The organism is Streptomyces sp. NPDC057253 (genome assembly GCF_042669125.1).
Taxonomy (GTDB): Bacteria; Actinomycetota; Actinomycetes; order Streptomycetales; family Streptomycetaceae; genus Streptomyces.
This window is the reverse complement of the sequence record NZ_JBHUXV010000119.1, coordinates 1-16,851: the sequence shown is the minus strand read 5'-3', so window position 1 is coordinate 16,851 and position 16,851 is coordinate 1. Positions and strand designations below refer to the sequence as shown.

The 16,851-nt window shown below is 71.0% G+C and carries 11 protein-coding genes; 4 read left to right on the top strand and 7 right to left on the bottom strand.

Annotation, left to right across the window (positions count from 1 at the left end; translation table 11 throughout):
- The 7 genes from ACFULQ_RS39750 to ACFULQ_RS39720 all read right to left on the bottom strand — a co-directional run bounded on the left by ACFULQ_RS39750 (window position 1) and on the right by ACFULQ_RS39720 (window position 10,241).
- Entirely contained in the window at window positions 1–1,827 is a 1,827-nt protein-coding gene (locus ACFULQ_RS39750; protein ID WP_383553979.1) for a LamG-like jellyroll fold domain-containing protein, read from the bottom strand.
- Window positions 1,828–1,867: 40 nt separating this feature from the next.
- Entirely contained in the window at window positions 1,868–4,852 is a 2,985-nt protein-coding gene (locus ACFULQ_RS39745; protein WP_383553976.1) for a glycoside hydrolase family 2 TIM barrel-domain containing protein, read from the bottom strand.
- Window positions 4,849–5,799: an alkaline phosphatase family protein gene (locus tag ACFULQ_RS39740; RefSeq protein WP_383553973.1), complete on the bottom strand. Its 951-nt coding sequence runs from the start codon at window positions 5,797–5,799 to the stop codon at window positions 4,849–4,851. Before ACFULQ_RS39740 ends, ACFULQ_RS39745 begins: the two co-directional genes overlap by 4 nt.
- A 207-nt stretch (window positions 5,800–6,006) precedes the next feature.
- Complete coding sequence (locus ACFULQ_RS39735; RefSeq protein WP_383553970.1) at window positions 6,007–6,876, bottom strand: carbohydrate ABC transporter permease; 870 nt, start codon at window positions 6,874–6,876, stop codon at window positions 6,007–6,009.
- The gene (locus ACFULQ_RS39730; protein ID WP_383554009.1) at window positions 6,873–7,847 is read right to left on the bottom strand and encodes a carbohydrate ABC transporter permease; all 975 of its coding nucleotides are present in this window, start codon (window positions 7,845–7,847) and stop codon (window positions 6,873–6,875) included. Before ACFULQ_RS39730 ends, ACFULQ_RS39735 begins: the two co-directional genes overlap by 4 nt.
- Window positions 7,848–7,881: 34 nt before the next feature.
- Entirely contained in the window at window positions 7,882–9,159 is a 1,278-nt protein-coding gene (locus ACFULQ_RS39725) for an ABC transporter substrate-binding protein (RefSeq protein WP_383553967.1), read from the bottom strand.
- A 65-nt stretch (window positions 9,160–9,224) separates the two neighbouring features.
- The gene (locus ACFULQ_RS39720) at window positions 9,225–10,241 is read right to left on the bottom strand and encodes a carbohydrate kinase family protein (RefSeq protein WP_383553965.1); all 1,017 of its coding nucleotides are present in this window, start codon (window positions 10,239–10,241) and stop codon (window positions 9,225–9,227) included.
- Between the two features lie 128 nt (window positions 10,242–10,369).
- Between ACFULQ_RS39720 and ACFULQ_RS39715 the strand changes: the two genes are divergently transcribed.
- From ACFULQ_RS39715 to ACFULQ_RS39700, 4 genes are read left to right on the top strand one after another with little or no spacing between them, the layout of a single operon-like run.
- The gene (locus tag ACFULQ_RS39715) at window positions 10,370–11,134 is read left to right on the top strand and encodes a DeoR/GlpR family DNA-binding transcription regulator (protein WP_383553962.1); all 765 of its coding nucleotides are present in this window, start codon (window positions 10,370–10,372) and stop codon (window positions 11,132–11,134) included.
- On the top strand, window positions 11,131–12,468 hold the full coding sequence (locus ACFULQ_RS39710) for a 6-phospho-beta-glucosidase (protein WP_383553959.1): 1,338 nt from the start codon (window positions 11,131–11,133) through the stop codon (window positions 12,466–12,468). The genes ACFULQ_RS39715 and ACFULQ_RS39710 overlap by 4 nt, the downstream gene beginning before the upstream one ends.
- Window positions 12,469–12,526: 58 nt before the next feature.
- On the top strand, window positions 12,527–15,568 hold the full coding sequence (locus tag ACFULQ_RS39705; protein ID WP_383553957.1) for an alpha-mannosidase: 3,042 nt from the start codon (window positions 12,527–12,529) through the stop codon (window positions 15,566–15,568).
- A 3-nt stretch (window positions 15,569–15,571) separates the two neighbouring features.
- Window positions 15,572–16,822: an alpha-L-fucosidase gene (locus ACFULQ_RS39700; RefSeq protein ID WP_383553954.1), complete on the top strand. Its 1,251-nt coding sequence runs from the start codon at window positions 15,572–15,574 to the stop codon at window positions 16,820–16,822.
- Window positions 16,823–16,851: the final 29 nt, after the last annotated feature.

The following is a 16,851-nucleotide window of genomic DNA, read 5'->3' as shown; positions in this document are numbered from 1 at the left end:
TCAGTGAGTCATGAAGGACGAGACGGGCAGCGCCCGCGACACGATCCGGACGTCGCCGAGGCGGCCGTAGAAGATCTGGTCGATCCGGTCGGCGTAGGTGTAGCCGCCGAGCAGCCACGGCTCGCCGGCCGAGGTGATCCCGACGGCGGGCGCCTTCGGGTTGCGGACGACCGGGCAGCCCTGGACGTACAGCGTGGTGTGTCTGCCGTCGTTGACGACGGCGAGGTGCCACCAGGTCTCCAGCGGTGTCTCCTGGCCCCAGTTGGTGGCGATGCCCTCCTGGTTCAGCGGGCGCATGGCCCACTGCGGCTCGCGGTCGTTGGACAGCGACAGCGTGGCGAGCGGCTCGTCGGGGTCGTCGCCGGTCCTGCCCGCGGCGCCGCCCGTACCCCGCCGACTGACCAGCCCCGCCCAGGCGTTGTGGTCCGGGTCCCAGTCGGCGGGCATGCGGTAGAACACCTCGATGGTGTAACCGTCCTTGAACAGCGCGGAGTTGAGCGGCGCCTGGTCGACCGTCTGGAGGTAGGCACCCTTCAGCGGCGACTTCCAGCCCTGGAACTCCAGGCTGCCGTGGCCGGGCTGGTCGGGGTGGTGGTCCGCGGACCAGCCGAGCGAGCCGCCGCCGACCGGGACCACGGTGAGGTCGTTGCCCTTGCCGGAGAGGTCGCGGACCGTGCCGGAGACGGCCGAGTCGAAGCGCCAGTACGCGGCCGTACCCGGGATGAGCATCGCCGACGCCGGCCGGGCCGCACGCGCGGGCACCGGGTCGAAGCCCGCGAAGCGCTCCGCGAAGTCGATCTCGACCGTGAACCGGTCGGCGTCTCCGCTGAGTTCGATCTCCTGCCGCTCCAGCTCGTTGAGGCCCTTGGCGGCCCGACCGAGGATCCACGGGGAGACCGTCTCCACGTCGATCACGCCCCGGTCGAGGTCGAAGCGGTACAGGCGGATCATGGCCGCCCCGCCGAAGTACCGGTTCTGGTAGTTCGTCAGGTGCAGATGGACGTCATTGCCCGCGGTGTTCTTCCGGATCGCCCGGCCCGCCGGCCAGTAGTGGCCGTTGAGGGTGAGGAAGATCTGGTCGTGGTCCTTGACCAGCCGGTCCCACAGCTGCTGGCCGTAGGCCGACAACTGGTCGTCCTCGACGACGAGTTCGTGCGTGGTGATGATCACCGGGGTCTTCGGGTGCGCGGCCAGGACACCCTTCGCCCAGGCGTACCCCTGGTCCGACAGCCGCCAGTCCAGCGCCAGCACCAGCCACTCCCGGCCCCCGGCCCGGAAGAGGTGGTAGGTGTTGTAGCCGTCGTCGGAGGCTCCCCCGAAGGTCCCCCGCCCCTTGAACCGGGAGGGCCCGAAGGTGTCCAGGTACGGGGTGGAGCCGCGCTGGTCGGTGGTCGACGATTTCACGTCGTGGTTGCCCGCGAGGACGCTGTAGCCCACGCCCCGCCGGTCCAGCAGCTCGAACGCCTCGCCGATCGCGGCGAATTCGGCCGTCGCGCCGTTCTGGGTGAGGTCGCCGAGGTGGGACAGGAAGACGATGTTCTCGTCCTTCCCGTGCTCCAGCAGATAGCGCAGCGAGGCCTCGACGGGCGCCTTGTCGATGCTCGGGCCGTCGAAGAGGTACTGCGTGTCGGGCATGACGGCGAGGGTGAAGCGCCGGCTCTCGGGGTCGGGACGCCGCCCGGAAGGCGCCGCCTCCGCGACGGAGGGCAGGGTGACCCCGGCCGTGGCCGCGGCGCCCAGCAGCGCCGTGGCCCGCAGGAAACCGCGCCGGCCGGCACCGGCCTGCGCGGCCTCCTGACCGTGGTCGTGCTCATGCGAAGTACACACGTGTGCTCCAAGAGGGACGTGTAAGGCGGTGAGGGGTGGTTCAGAGCGCGCGCAGGGTCCAGCTCCAGCGGTGGACGCCCGGCGTGATGAGACAGGAGGCCGTGGTGTCGGGCCCGCAGGAGGCGGTGCCCAGACCCCGGTGGGCGGCGTCGAGGTGCACCACGCAGCCCGCCCTCGGGACGAGTTCGTCGTGGTGCGCCACCGCGGTGAGGTCCGCGGCGCGGTACCGGCTCACACCGACCTGGCGCGGTTCGTCCAGGACGACCGTCAGGCCGGTGGCGTCCGGTGCCGAGAGCGTGAAGTGCCGTACGCCATGACGGCCGCCGCTCTCCTGCGGACGCAGATAGGGGGTGAACAACTCGTCCACGGGCACGGAGTGATGGCCGACCGGTGCCCCGAAGGCCCGGTCCGGATACGACTCCCAGGGGCCCTGTCCGAACCACTCCATCAGGTCGAGCCCGGCGACGGTCTCGAACACGGATCCGACCCGTGCCACGTCGTCGAGCTCCTCCGGCAGCTCGGCCGACTCCTCGACGTGGATGCCGCCCTCGACCGCGGTGAGGACCTGCACATGACGCACCACACCCGCCGCGCAGGCGTACTCGGCGTGCACGCTGACCCGGCCCTCGGCCCGGCGCACGTCGGTGACCTTGCGCACCAGCGCGTCCAGGCCCCAGCCGCGCCAGCGCGGGGCCATGCCGCCGAGCTCGTCGTTGTCGGTGGGCGCCCGCCACAGGGAGAGCGTGGGGGCGGCGGTGAGCAGCGGGTGGACCAGGAGGCCCTCCTCGTCGACCTCGACAAAACGATTCCGCACCGCCGACGAGGGCAGCGGCTGCGACTGACGCTGCGGCTGTGATGGAGGCTGCGGCGAAGCCCTCCGCAACCGCACCTGCGGCACGCACACCACCGTCCCGCGCGGCGCCCAGGGCTCGTCCCCGGCGGTCGTCACCCGCAGCGTCAGCCAGGCCTCGCCGCCGTCCTCGGGCAGCCGGAACGGCAGCGGCACCGCCGCCGTCTCGCCGGGCCGCAGATCGGGCAGTTCGACGGGCGCGGTGAGCGTGCGGCCGTCGGCCAGCGACAGCTCCCACTCCCCGGCCAGCCAGGCGAGGCCCCGGAAGTGCTGGTGGTTGCCGAGCACGATGCCCTCGTGCCGGAAGCACTCGATGCGCACCGGCGCGGAGATCTCCCGGTGCTCGTACATCGCGGGCTTCGGCGTGCGGTCGGGGAAGACCACGCCGTCCGCGATGAAGGCGCCGTCGTGGTCGGCCTCGCCGAAGTCGCCGCCGTACGCCCACCGGTGTCCGGGCGCGGCGACACCGTTGTCATAGAGCCCGGCGCCCCCACGCCCGACCGGTCTGCCGTCGTTCACACGCTGGAGAATGCCGTGGTCCCAGAACTCCCAGATGAACCCGCCCTGAAGACCTGGCGTTGACTCGATGGCCGCCCAATGGTCCGCCAGGGTGCCGTTGCTGTTGCCCATGGCGTGGGAGTACTCGCACCAGATCAGCGGCTTGGTCTGCCGTCCGGACAGCGCGTGCGCCACGCACTCCTCCAGCGGCGCATACATGGGGCAGGCGATGTCGGTGGCGTCGCCTGCCGCCGCCCAGTCCAGCTTGGCGGCCCCCTCGTACTGGACCGGCCGGGTCGGGTCGTGCCGCCGCAGCCAGCCCGCGGCCGCGTCGTGGTTCGCGCCGTAGTCGGACTCGTTGCCCAGCGACCACACGATGATCGAGGGGTGGTTCTTGTCCCGCAGCACCATCCGCGAGACCCGGTCCACGAAGGCGTTCAGGTAGCGCGGGTCGTCGGCGATCTCATGGGCGTGGTCGTGCGACTCGATGTCCGCCTCGTCGACGACGTAGAAGCCCAGCTCGTCGGCGAGGTCGTAGAGGGAGGGGTCGTTGGGGTAGTGGCTGGTGCGGATCGCGTTGAACCCGAAGCGCTTGAGCGTGACCAGGTCCGCGCGCAGGTCGTCGTACGACACCGTCCGCCCGGTCAGCGGGTGGAAGTCGTGCCGGTTCACGCCCCGGATGAACACCCGCTCCCCGTTGACCAGGAGGTCCCGGCCGGCGATCTCGACGTCCCGGAAGCCGATCCGGTGCCGGGAGGTGTCGGCGACCGTGCCGTCCGCCCGGTGCAGCCGGACGGTGAGGTCGTACAGCTCGGGCGTCTCGGCGTTCCAGGTCCGGACGTCCTCGACGACGGTCCGGATCCGCGCCTCGCCGAGGAAGTCGGAGACCCGCTCGTCCTCCTGGTTGAACCGGTCGAACTCCGCGTCCTGCGCGAGCAGCCGGCCGTCCAGTTCCCCGCTGACGTACCACCCCCCGGGCAGCGCCCCGCCCGCGTCCCGCACCCGGCAGTCGACCCGCAGCGAGCCGTCGAAGCAGGCCCGCACGGTCACGTCGGCCAGATGCAGCGGATCCGTCGCGTACAGCAGCACCGACCGTGTGATCCCGCCGTGCCACCACTGGTCCTGGTCCTCGAGGTGCGAGGCGTCCGACCACTTGACCACCGTCAGCCGTACGACGCTCCGCGCGCCGGGGCTCACCAGTCCCGTCAGATCGAACTCGGCCGCGAGGTGGGAGTCCTTGGAGATCCCGACGGGCCGTCCGTCCACCTGCACGAGCAGCACGCTCTCGGCGGCCCCGACCTGGAGCACGATCCGGCGTCCGGCCCACTCGGCGGGCACGTCCACCTCGCGCTCGTACACCCCCGTCGGGTTGGCGGCGGGGGAGTGCGGCGGGAACTCGGGGAACGGCATGCGCACGTTGAGGTACTGCGGCAGGTCGTCCGTGCCCTGCATGGTCCAGACGCCGGGCACGTACGCCGAGGACCAGGCACCGCCGACCGGCGCGTCCGGAGTGGGCAGCAACTGGAAGCGCCAGTCGCCGTCCAGGGGGAGTGCTCCGGAGCGCCGGTCGACGGCGTTCATGGGCAGCCGCCCCCAGGAGGTCACCTCGGGTGCCTCCCAGGGGCGCAGGGCGATGAGCGGGTCGGTGGGGTGGGCTGCGCGGGGTGCGTCGGTCATGACCGTTCCGAAGTCGGTGGCGAGGTGGGTGGCGCCGGGGTGTGGCAGGACCGTCCGTGGCCGTGCAGGACCCGGCCCTGAAGGCCCCAGGCCGGGTCGACGCGGACGCCGAGCCGGTCCAGGACGGTGGGGGCGATGTCGATGAGACGGGGGGTGTCGAGCCGGGTGCCGCCGGCCGTGCCGGGCTCGGCCAGGACGACGAACACCTCCCGCTCGGCGCGGGTGTCGCCGCCGTGGCCGCCGGTGTCGAGGTGCCCGTGGTCGGTGGTGACCAGCACGGTCCAGCGCTCCCGCGCGCGGGCGGGGTCCAGTCGCCGGGTGTCGATGGCCGTCAGCAGCCATCCGAGGTGGGTGTCCTGGGTGAGCAGGGCCCGGTCGTAGGCGGCGCTGTGCGGGCCCATGGCGTGGGCGGCCTCGTCGGTGGCGCCGAAGTAGACGAACACGGCGTCCGGGTCGTCCTGGCTGAGCCAGCGCTCGGCGGTGCGGGCGACGAGGCGGTCCGCGGTGCCGTAGCCGTCCGTCTCACCGTCGTAGCGCACCCGGCGGCCGATGGCGGGCCCGAGCGTGCCGCGCCTGATCAGCTCCGGCCAGGACACCACGGCCGCGGTGCGCAGCCGGCGCCGGGCGGTGCCGGCCCGGCTCAGGAAGTCGGGGTAACGGGCGTAGTCGGCACCGGCGAAGTCGTTGCCGCGCACCCCGTGCCGGTCGGGCCACACCCCGGTCAGCACGCTCGACCAGCCGGGCCCGGAGTCGGTGTAGGCCATGCTCGTGGACGGCCCGTCCGGGGCCTGGCCGTCCGCCTCGCCGTAGGGCAGCAGGCTGGTGCCGTGGGCGCCCGCCGCCATCAGGCCGTGCAGCACGGGCGCCACGGCCGGGGAGCGGGTGAGCAGGTCGTACCGCAGCCCGTCCATCCCCACCACGAGCACCTTGCCGATGTCATAGCTCACCGCGCACCCCTTTCTCCCGGCAGCGGGCCGGTCCGTCGGGACGCGGTGCGGGGTGTTCTGGCGGGCGGCCTGTTCGGGGCGTGGGCCGGCTTGCCGTGGGGTGGCGCACCGGTTGCGCGGGCGCGCCGCCGGCGGCCCTTCACGACCATGAGCACGGTGCCGACGTTGTGGCTCACCGCCCACCCCCTTCTCTCTCGCGGCGCCCGGTCAGCTGCCCTGGACCGCGCCCTCGGTGGCGCCCGCGATGAACCCGCGGGCGAAGATGCTGAACACGATGACCAGCGGCAGCGCCGCCATCAGCACACCGGCCATGACCATGCTGTAGTCGGTGGTGTGGCCGACGTTGAGCTGGGCCAGCTCCACCTGGAGGGTCACGTGGGCCGGGTCGGCGAGCACGACGAGCGGCCAGATGTAGTCGTTCCAGCAGTTGACGAACACGTAGATGGCGAGGAACGACAGCGCGGGCCTGATCATCGGCAGCGCGATGTTCCAGTACTGGCGGAAGAACCCGGCGCCGTCGATGCGGGCGGCGTCGAGGAGTTCGTCGGGGACGCCGTTCTGGATGTACTGGTGCAGCCAGAAGATGCCGAAGGCGTTGGCGAGGGAGGGCAGGGCCAGCGCCTTGAGCATGCCCACCCAGCCGATCTTCGACATCAGGATGAACTGCGGCAGGATCGCCAGCTGGAGCGGCAGCATCATGAACAACAGCAGGGTGCCGAAGAGGATCTTGCGCCCGGGGAAGTCGAACTTGGCGAAGGTGAAGGCCGCCAGGGAGTCGATGAACAGCACCAGGACGGTGGTGACGGTCGCGACCATCACCGTGTTGAGCATCGACCCGAAGAAATCGATGGTGTTCAGCACGTGCCGGATGTTCTCCAGCAGGTGGGAGCCGAAGGTGAACTTCGGCGGGCTCTTGTAGATGTCCTGCGTGGTGTTGGTCGCCATGATGATCGTCCACGCGAAGGGGAAGACCGAGACCAGGACGGCCACGACGAGGATGATGTGCGCGGTCAGGCCCCTGGGGCGGCGAGTTCGCCACCCGCCCGTGGCCGGTCGCGCGGTGTCGACCGCGGTCATGCCTTCCTCCCTCGTGTGGTGAGGCGCCAGTTGACGGCGACGAGGACGATGATCAGTACGAAGAAGGCCCACACGATGGCCGCGCCGTAGCCGTAGTCGTTGTTGAGGAAGGCCGACTGGTAGAAGTACAGCAAGGTCGTCAGGCCCGCCTGGCCCGGGCCGCCGAGGTTGGCGTTGGCGGCGTTGCTGGCGAACAGGACCTGCGGTTCGCTGAAGCTCTGGAGCCCGTTGATGGTCGAGATGATCACCGTGAACAGGATGATCGGCCGCATGATCGGGATGGTGATCTGGAAGAACGTGCGGATCGGGCCCGCGCCGTCCATCTTCGCCGCCTCGTAGATCGAGTTCGGGATCGCCTGGAGGCCGGCCAGATAGATGATCATGTTGTAGCCGGTCCACTGCCAGGTCATCAGCAGCGAGATGACCACCTTGATCAGCCACGGGTTGCTCAGCCACGGAACCGGCGAGATGCCGACCACGCCCAGGATCGCGTTGACCAGACCGAAGTTGTTGCTGAACACCGCGCCGAAGAAGATCGCCACGGCCACGATCGAGGTCACGTTCGGCACGTACAGCGCGATCCGGTAGAAGCCCTTGAAGCGGCGCACCGAGTGCAGCAGCGTCGCCAGCATCAGGGCGCCGAACAGCGTCGGCACGGTGGACAGCACCCAGATGACCAGGGTGTTGCGGATCGACAGCCAGAAGACCGGGTCGTCCCACAGGAACCGGAACTGCTGGAGCCCCACGAACTGCATGGTGCCCATGCCGTCCCAGCGCTGGAAGGCCAGGTACAGCGAGTAGAAGACCGGGAAGAACGAGAACGCGGCGAAGATCAGGTAGAACGGCGAGATCGCCAGGTACTGCCGCCAGTACGCCAGCGGGCCGCGCCGCTTGGGCCGAGGGGCACCCGGGGGCGTGGCGCGCCGCGGGCGGAACCGGGCCGGGCCCGGCCCGCCGCGGTGCCGGGGCACCGTGGCGGGACCGGTGACCGGAGGTGACGTCACCTCAGTTCACCCCCTGCCGCCGGGCGATCTGCTTGGCCTGGCTGACCGCGTCCTTGAAGGCGTCGTCGGGCTTCTTGCCCTTGGCCTCGATGTTGGTCAGCTCCGTCATGAAGGGGGCCATGACGGCGGCGTCGGCGGGCGCCTCGTAGGCCACCTTGATGGCCTTGGCGGCCGGACCGAAGACCTCGATGACCTTCTGTCCGCCGAAGAAGGCGTCCGGGCCGGTCATGGCCGGCATGGCGTACGCGGCAGGCGCTGCCGGGAAGATGGCGGCGTCGGTGAATCCGCGGGCGTCGTTGGCGGGGCTGAGGATCCAGCTGATGATCTTGAACGCCTCTTCGGGGTTGCGGCACTGCTTGGGCAGCGCCAGGTAGGAGCCGCCCTGGTTGGCCGGTCCGACCGGGTTGGCGCAGACCCGCCACTTGCCCTTGGTCTGCGGCGCCGCCTGCTCGATGTCCAGCGCGTGCCAGGCCGCGCCGAGCTCGGTGAGGAGGTTCTTGCCGACGGCGGCGTTCCAGGTCTGGTCGTTGATCTTGGCGTCGATGCCCAGGGTGTACGGGCGCACCGCCGTGGTCCACGCGGCGCGGATGTGGTCCCCGTCGCCGATGAAGTGGTTGTCCTTGTCGATGAACCGCTGGGTGCCCTGGCCGACCGCGATGTTGAAGACGGAGCTGATGTTGTTGACCAGGTAGGTGCCGGGGTTCTTCTTCTGGAGCTCGACACCGAGCTGGAAGTAGTCCTCCCAGGTCTTCACGAGCTCGGCGACCTTGGCCGGGTCGGTGTCCACGCCGCCCTTGGCGAACAGGTCCTCGCGGTAGAAGAGCGCGGTGGGGCCGATGTCGATCGGGAAGCCGATCTGCTTGCCGTCCTCGGTCTGGGCGAGCTTGGTCTTCCAGTCCAGGTACTGCGAGGAGATCTTCTTGAAGCCGAGGTCGTTCAGGTCCAGGAAGCGATTGGCGTTGGGCAGGAAGGACGCGATGTCCTCGCCCTTGATGCCGGTGATGTCCGGCACCGAGGTGCCCGCGGCGAGGGTGGTGGTGAGCTTCTGCTTGAAGTCGCCGCCGATGGACGCGCTGGTCAGCTTGATCTCGCTGCTGAAGTGGGTCTTCGCCTCCGCGACCACCTTGTCGCTGAGCGCGCCGCCCCAGTACCACAGGGTGAGGTTCTTGCCGTTCTTGGTGCCGCCCGAGCCCGAGCCGCCGCCGCAGGCGACGGTCAGTCCGGAGGCGGCCGCGGTCAGCGCGGCGGCCTGGAGGAAGCCTCTACGTGAAAGGTCCACGGGTCACTCCTGTTGTTCCTGTTCGTGGTGCTGAGGGGTGTTGGACTGTGGGGGCGTTGTGAGGGTCAGTGGGGCCGGGGCGGGGTGACCGGGGCGTGGCGCACCGGCGGGCCGACGTCCGCCGGGAGCCGGTCGGCCAGGAAGCCGTAGGTCCTGCGCAGGTCGGGATCGGTCAGGGAGCGCCACCAGCGGTCGACGCCGTACCAGCCGGGGGCCGCGAGGGCGCCGCCGTGGTGGCGGACGGACAGTCCGGCCGCGAGGACGGCGAACCGCAGCCGTTCCTCCAGGGGCCAGCCGCCCAGCGAGGCGGCGACGAACGAGGCGCCGAAGACGTCACCGGCGCCCGTGGCGTCGAGCACGTCGACCGCGAGGGCCGGGACGTCCGCGTACTCGCCGGTGATCTGGTCGACGGCGACCGCGCCGTCCCCACCGCGGGTGACCACGGCCACCGGCACCAGCTCGGAGAGCGTCCCGAGGGCCGCCACCGCGCTGTCGGTGCGGGTGTAGGCCATCGCCTCGCCCTCGTTGGGCAGGAAGGCGTGGCACAGCGCGAGCTGGTCGAGCAGGTCCGTGCTCCACTCCTGGGTGGGGTCCCAGCCGACGTCGGCGTGGATGAGGGTGCCGTTCGCTGCGGCCTTCGCCAGCCAGGCGCGGGGCTCGGCCTCCAGGTGGACGAGGGCCGTGCGCGCCTCGGGCGGGTCGCCCATCAGCGTGTCCTGGGAGTACGGCGGCTCCTGGCCGTGGGTGACCAGGGCGCGGTCGGTGCCGTGCGCGAGCGCGACGGTGACGGGGGTGTGCCAGCCGTCCGCGACCTGCGAGAGCGAGAGGTCGACACCTTCCTGACCTGCGAGGATCTCCTGGCAGTAGGCGCCGTAGAAGTCGTCGCCGAAGACCGTGGCCAGGGAGGTCCGAAGGCCCAGACGGGACGCGGCGACCGCCAGGTTGGCGATGCCGCCGGGGCCGCAGCCCATGCCGGCCGTCCAGATCTCCTCGCCGGGCGTCGGCGGCTTGCCGAGCCCGGTGAGGACGAGGTCGTAGAAGAGCAGCCCGGTCAGGAGCACGTCGGGCCTGTCGTCGTCCACGCGAAGAGCCTCTCGTCAAAACTCGTCAATTTCGATGACGGGAATCGTGCGCTGCTCCGGGAGATTGGTCAATACCCGAGCAGAACTGAGCATGGATTTGATTGAAGATGACGAGTAGTGTTCACGCCGTGCTGGCAGAACGACGACACCAACTCATCCTGCGGGCCCTGCGCTCCGGCGGCCCCGCGTCCGTGACCGATCTCTCCGAGCAGCTGGGTGTGAGCCCTGCCACGATCAGGCGCGACCTGGTCAAGCTGGAGGAGGACGGCCTGCTCACGCGCGTGCACGGCGGCGCCGTCGTGGAGGAGGGCGACCAGCCCTTCGCAGAGGTCGCCGAGGTGCGCGTGTCCGAGAAGGACGCGATAGCCGAGCGGGCCGCCGCCATGGTCGCCGACGGACAGTCGGTGCTCCTGGACATCGGCACCACCGCGTACCGGCTGGCCCGCCAGCTGCACGGCCGCCGCCTCACGGTGATCACCAGCAACCTGGTGGTCTACGAGGAGCTCGCCGACGACGAGGGCATCGAGCTGGTGCTGCTCGGCGGGATGCTCCGCCGCGAGTACCGCTCCCTGGTCGGCTTCCTCACCGAGGACAACCTGCGCCAGCTGCACGCCGACTGGCTCTTCCTCGGCACCAGTGGAGTGCGTCCGGGCGGGCAGGTGATGGACACGACGGTCGTCGAGGTGCCGGTGAAGCGAGCCATGATCAAAGCCAGTGACAAGGTCGTCCTGCTCGCCGACGCCGCCAAGTTCCCGGGTACGGGCATGGCGAAGGTCTGTGGTCCCGAGGACCTGGACATGGTGGTCACGAACGCCCCGGCCGACCCCGTCACCCGCTCCTCCCTGGAGGAGGCGGGCGTCGAGGTGGTCGAGGCAGGAAAGGTGCAAGAGTGAAGCTGACGATTCTGGGCGGCGGCGGATTCCGCGTGCCGCTCGTGTACGGCGCCCTCCTGGGCGACCGCGCCGAGGGCCGGGTCACCGAGGTCGTCCTGCACGACCTGGACGCCCGCAGGCTCTCCGCGGTGACCCGGGTGCTCGCCGAGCAGGCGGCGCAGGTCCCCGACGCCCCCTCGGTGACCGCCACCACCGACCTCGACGAGGCCCTGCGCGGCGCCGACTTCGTCTTCTCGGCGATCCGCGTCGGCGGCCTGGAGGGCCGCGCCGAGGACGAGCGGGTCGCGCTCGCCGAGGGCGTCCTCGGCCAGGAGACGGTCGGCGCGGGCGGCATCGCCTACGGCCTGCGCACGGTCCCGGTGGCCGTCGACATCGCCCGGCGGGTGGCCCGGCTAGCCCCGGACGCCTGGGTCATCAACTTCACCAACCCGGCGGGACTGGTCACCGAGGCCATGTCCCGCCACCTCGGCGACCGCGTCATCGGCATCTGCGACTCGCCGGTCGGCCTCGGCCGCCGTATCGCGCGCGTGCTCGGCGCCAACCCCAACGAGGCCTGGATCGACTACGTCGGCCTCAACCACCTCGGCTGGGTCCGCGGGCTGAAGATCGCCGGCCGGGACGAGCTCCCGCGGCTGCTCGCCGACCCCGACCTGCTCGGCTCCTTCGAGGAGGGCAAGCTCTTCGGCGTCGACTGGCTCCAGTCCCTCGGCGCGATCCCGAACGAGTACCTGCACTACTACTACTTCAACCGCGAGGCCGTCCGCGCCTACCAGCAGGCCGAGAAGACCCGCGGCGCCTTCCTCGCCGACCAGCAGGCGCACTTCTACGACCAGGTCGCCGACCCCGGGGTCAAGGCCCTGGACGCCTGGGACCGCACCCGCGCCGAGCGCGAGGCGACCTACATGTCGGAGAACCGGGAGACCGCGGGCGCCGGCGAGCGCGACGCCGACGACCTCTCCGGCGGCTACGAGAAGGTCGCCCTCGCCCTGATGCGGGCCATCGCCCGCGACGAGCGCACCACCCTGATCCTCAACGTCCGCAACCGACGCACGCTCTCCGTGCTCGACGTCGACGCCGTGATCGAGGTGCCCTGCCTGGTCGACGCCAACGGCGCCCACCCGGTCGCCGTCGCCCCGCTGCCCGACCACGCCACCGGCCTGGTCTGCTCGGTCAAGGCGGTCGAGCGCGAGGTGCTCGCCGCCGCCGAGTCCGGCGCCCGGGCGACCGCGGTCAAGGCCTTCGCCCTGCACCCCCTGGTCGACTCCGTGGGTGTCGCCCGCAGGCTGGTCGAGGGGTATACCTCGGTCCACCCGGGTCTCGCGTACCTTAAGTAGCGCCCGCTTCCTGGAAAGCGCTTTCTCGGAGCTCTTCCGCCTTCTCTGGAGACCTTTCATGCACGACGAACGCACCCGCATCGAGGAGCGCGTCCAGCGCGCGCACGAGCAGCGCATCAAGCCCGCGATCTACGCGGCCACCGTCCCCTTCGAGGTCGAGGCCTGGCAGGCGCCGGGGGAGCCGGTCTCCTTCGAGGAGGCCGCGGCGGCCCGCTACGAGCCCTTCGCGATGCACACCCCGTGGGGCCCGCCCTGGGGCACCACCTGGTTCCGGATGCGCGGACAGGTCCCCGCCGAGTGGGCCGGAAAGCGCGTCGAGGCCGTCATCGACCTCGGCTTCGTCGGCGACTGGCCCGGCAACCAGGCCGAGGCCCTGGTCCACCTGGTCGACGGCCGCCCCCTGAAGGCCGTGAACCCGCTCAACCAGTACGTCCCCGTCGCCAACCCGGCGACCGGCGGCGAGCAGATCGACTACCTCGTCGAGGCCGCCTCCAACCCGGACATCCTCAAGGACAACTTCTCGAGGATCACGCCGATGGGCGACAAGCTCACGGCCGGCTCCGCGCCGCTCTACACCTTCCAGCGCGCCGACCTCGCGGTCCTCGACGAGGAGGTCTTCCACCTCGACCTGGACCTCCAGGTGCTGCGCGAGCTGATGGTCCACCTCCCCGACCACGAGCCCCGCCGCCACGAGATCCTGCACGCCCTGGACCGCGCCATGGACGCCCTCGACCTGGACGACGTCGCCGGCAGCGCCGCCGCCGTCCGCGAGGTGCTCGCGCCGGTGCTGGCCAAGCCCGCGCACGCCAGCGCCCACACCATCTCCGGTGTCGGCCACGCCCACATCGACTCCGCGTGGCTGTGGCCGATCCGCGAGACCAAGCGCAAGACGTCCCGCACCTTCTCCAACGTGACCGCGCTCGCCGACGAGTACGAGGACTTCATCTTCGCCTGCTCGCAGGCCCAGCAGTACGAGTGGGTGCGCGACAACTACCCGCACGTGTGGGCCCGCATCCAGGACTCCGTCAAGAAGGGCCAGTGGGCCCCGGTCGGCGGCATGTGGGTCGAGGCCGACGGCAACCTGCCCGGCGGCGAGGCCATGGCCCGCCAGCTCATCCACGGCAAGCGGTTCTTCATCGAGCACTTCGGCATCGAGACCAAGGGCGTCTGGCTCCCGGACTCCTTCGGCTACACCGCCGCCTACCCGCAGCTCGCGAAGCTGGCCGGCAACGACTGGTTCCTCACCCAGAAGATCTCCTGGAACCAGACCAACAAGTTCCCCCACCACACCTTCTGGTGGGAGGGCATCGACGGCACCCGCATCTTCACGCACTTCCCGCCCGTCGACACCTACAACGCCCGCTTCAGCGGCGAGGAGATGGACCGCGCGGTCCGCAACTACTCGGAGAAGGGCGGCGGCACCCGCTCGCTGGCCCCCTTCGGCTGGGGCGACGGCGGTGGCGGCCCCACCCGCGAGATCATGGAACGCGCCCGCAGGCTCGCCGACCTGGAGGGCTCCCCGAAGGTCGTCGTCGAGCACCCGGACGACTTCTTCGCCCAGGCCCGCGCCGAGTACCCGGACGCCCCGGTCTGGGTCGGCGAGCTCTACCTGGAGCTGCACCGCGCCACCTACACCTCCCAGGCCCGCACCAAGCAGGGCAACCGCCGCTCCGAGCACAAGCTGCGCGAGGCCGAGCTGTGGGCGACGACGGCCGCGCTGCACGCGCCGGGCTACGCCTACCCGTACGAGAAGCTCGACCGGCTGTGGAAGACGGTCCTCCTCCACCAGTTCCACGACATCCTGCCGGGCTCCTCCATCGCCTGGGTGCACCGCGAGGCGGAGGCCGAGTACGCGCGCGTGGCCGAGGAACTGGAGGCGCTGACCGCCGAGGCGGTGGCCGCGCTCGGTGCCGGGAGCACCCGGGCCTTCAACACCAGCCCGTACGACCGCTCCGAGGTGGTCCGCACGGCCGATCAGGCCCTGGCGTACGTCGAGGTCCCCGCCAATGGCAGCGCCCCGCTGGCCGGCGCCGGGCCCGCGCAGCCGGTGCGGGTCACCGGCCGGGTGCTCGACAACGGCCTGGTGCGGGTGTCGGTCGCCGAGGACGGCACCCTCGAGTCCGTCCTCGACCTGCGCGCGGGCCGGGAGGTCCTCGCCTCCGCGGGCAACCTGCTCCGGCTGCACACCGACCTCCCGAACTACTGGGACGCCTGGGACATCGACAGCCACTACAGGAACCGGTACACCGACCTGCTGGAGGCCTCGGCGATCGAGGTCGTCTCCGAGGACCCGCTGGAGGGCGCGATCCGTGTGACCCGCTCCTTCGGCAAGGGCTCCACGATCACCCAGACGATCTCCGTGCGCGCCGACAGCCCCCGCATCGACTTCGCGACCGAGATCGACTGGCACGAGGCCGAGAAGATCCTCAAGGCGGCCTTCCCGGTCGACGTGCGCGCCGCGCACTCCTCCGCGGAGATCCAGTTCGGCCACGTCCAGCGGCCCACCCACACCAACACCACCTGGGAGTCGGCCCGCTTCGAGGTCTCCGGCCACCGCTGGGTGCACATCGCCGAGCCCGGCTACGGCGTCGCTGTCCTCAACGACTCCACCTACGGCCACGACGTCTCCCGCACGGTCCGTGAGGACGGCGGTACGACCACCACGGTCCGGCTCAGCCTGGTCCGCGCCCCGCGCATCCCGGACCCGGAGGCCGACCAGGGCAAGCACCGCTTCACCTACTCGCTGCTGCCCGGCGCGAGCATCGAGGACACCGTCGCCGAGGGCTACTCCCTCAACCTGCCCCTGCGGGTGGCGGACGCGGCCGGCGCCCCCGAGCCGGTCGTCTCGGTCGACGGCGAGCACGTGACCGTCGAGGCGGTCAAGCTCGCCGACGACGAGTCCGGCGACGTGGTGGTCCGCCTCTACGAGTCGGGCGGCGGCCGTGCGACGGGCGTCCTGCGCACCGGCTTCCCGCTGGCCGGGGCCCAGGTCACCGACCTGCTGGAGCGCCCGCTGGAGGACGCGGGCGTCGAGGACGGCGGCGTGCCGGTCTCGCTGCGCCCCTTCCAGGTGCTGACGCTCCGGCTGCGGAGGGCCTGACGTATGGCCATGCAACCCTGGTTCACCGACGCCAAGTTGGGGATCTTCGTCCACTGGGGCATCTACGCCGTCGACGGCGTCCAGGAGTCCTGGTCGTTCTACGACGACATCGTCCCGCACGACCAGTACATGTCCCAGCTGGAGCGCTTCACGGGCGCCAAGTACGACCCGCGCGAGTGGGCCGACCTGTTCGCCCGTGCGGGCGCGAAGTACGCGGTCCTGACGAGCCGTCACCACGACGGAGTGGCCCTGTGGGACACCGAGTTCGGTGACCTCAACCTCGGCAGGGACTACCTCGGCCCCTACGCCGAGGCGCTGCGGGAGAAGGGCCTCAAGGTCGGCTTCTACTACTCGCACTCCGACTGGAACCACCCGGACTACGCCTCCACGCGCAAGCCGGGCCGTCCGCCGGAGCAGGAGGACAACCGCTACTCCGAGGTGGCGGCCGAGGACGAGGACCTGGAGGCCTGGGATCGGTTCATCGCCTACCGGGACGGCCAGATCCGCGAGCTGGCCTCCCGGTACCGACCGGACCTCATGTGGTTCGACGGCGAGTGGGACCGCAGCGAGGAGCAGTGGCGCATCCCGGAACTGGCCGCGCTGATCCGCTCGTACAACCCGGACGTCGTCTTCAACGCGCGCATGCTCAGCGAGGGCGACTACGCCACCCCGGAGCAGGGCGCCCCCATCGAACCGCCGGACGGTCCCTGGGAGCTGTGCCTGACGATCAACGACTCGTGGGGGTACCAGCACCACGACCACAACCACAAGTCGCTCGCCCAGCTGATCCGCTACTTCACCGAGACCATCGGCGGGGGCGGCAACCTGCTGCTCGACGTCGGTCCGATGGAGGACGGCACCATCCCCGAGCCGCAGGTCGAGCGGCTGGAGGGGCTGGGGGAGTGGATCGGGAAGCACTCCGAGGCGGTGTACGGGACCCGGCGCGGACTGCCCGCCGGGCACCACTACGGTCCCAGCACCCTCTCCGCGGACGGCCGGACGCTCTACCTGGTCCTCTTCGACGCGCCGCGCGCCGAGATCGGCCTGCGGGGACTGGTCACCCCGGTCCGCCGGGTCACCGTCCTCGGCACCGGCACGGAACTCGGCCACCAGAAGGTGGGCGGCCTGCACGAGGCCGTGGGCATCGTGTGGATCGACCCGCCGGCCGCGGCGGACCTCGACCCGTACGCCACGGTCCTCAAGGTCGAGCTGGACGGCGAGCTGGAGCTGTACCGGGGTTCGGGCCGGTTCTGACACCTGGGCGGTGCCCGCCGGTTGAGGGA

Coding starts and splice junctions, on each gene's coding strand:
- ACFULQ_RS39735 (WP_383553970.1), bottom strand. CDS start 6,876: ATGACCGCGGTCGACACCGCGCGACCGGCCACGGGCGGGTGGCGAACT.
- ACFULQ_RS39700 (WP_383553954.1), top strand. CDS start 15,572: ATGGCCATGCAACCCTGGTTCACCGACGCCAAGTTGGGGATCTTCGTC.
- ACFULQ_RS39705 (WP_383553957.1), top strand. CDS start 12,527: ATGCACGACGAACGCACCCGCATCGAGGAGCGCGTCCAGCGCGCGCAC.
- ACFULQ_RS39745 (WP_383553976.1), bottom strand. CDS start 4,852: ATGACCGACGCACCCCGCGCAGCCCACCCCACCGACCCGCTCATCGCC.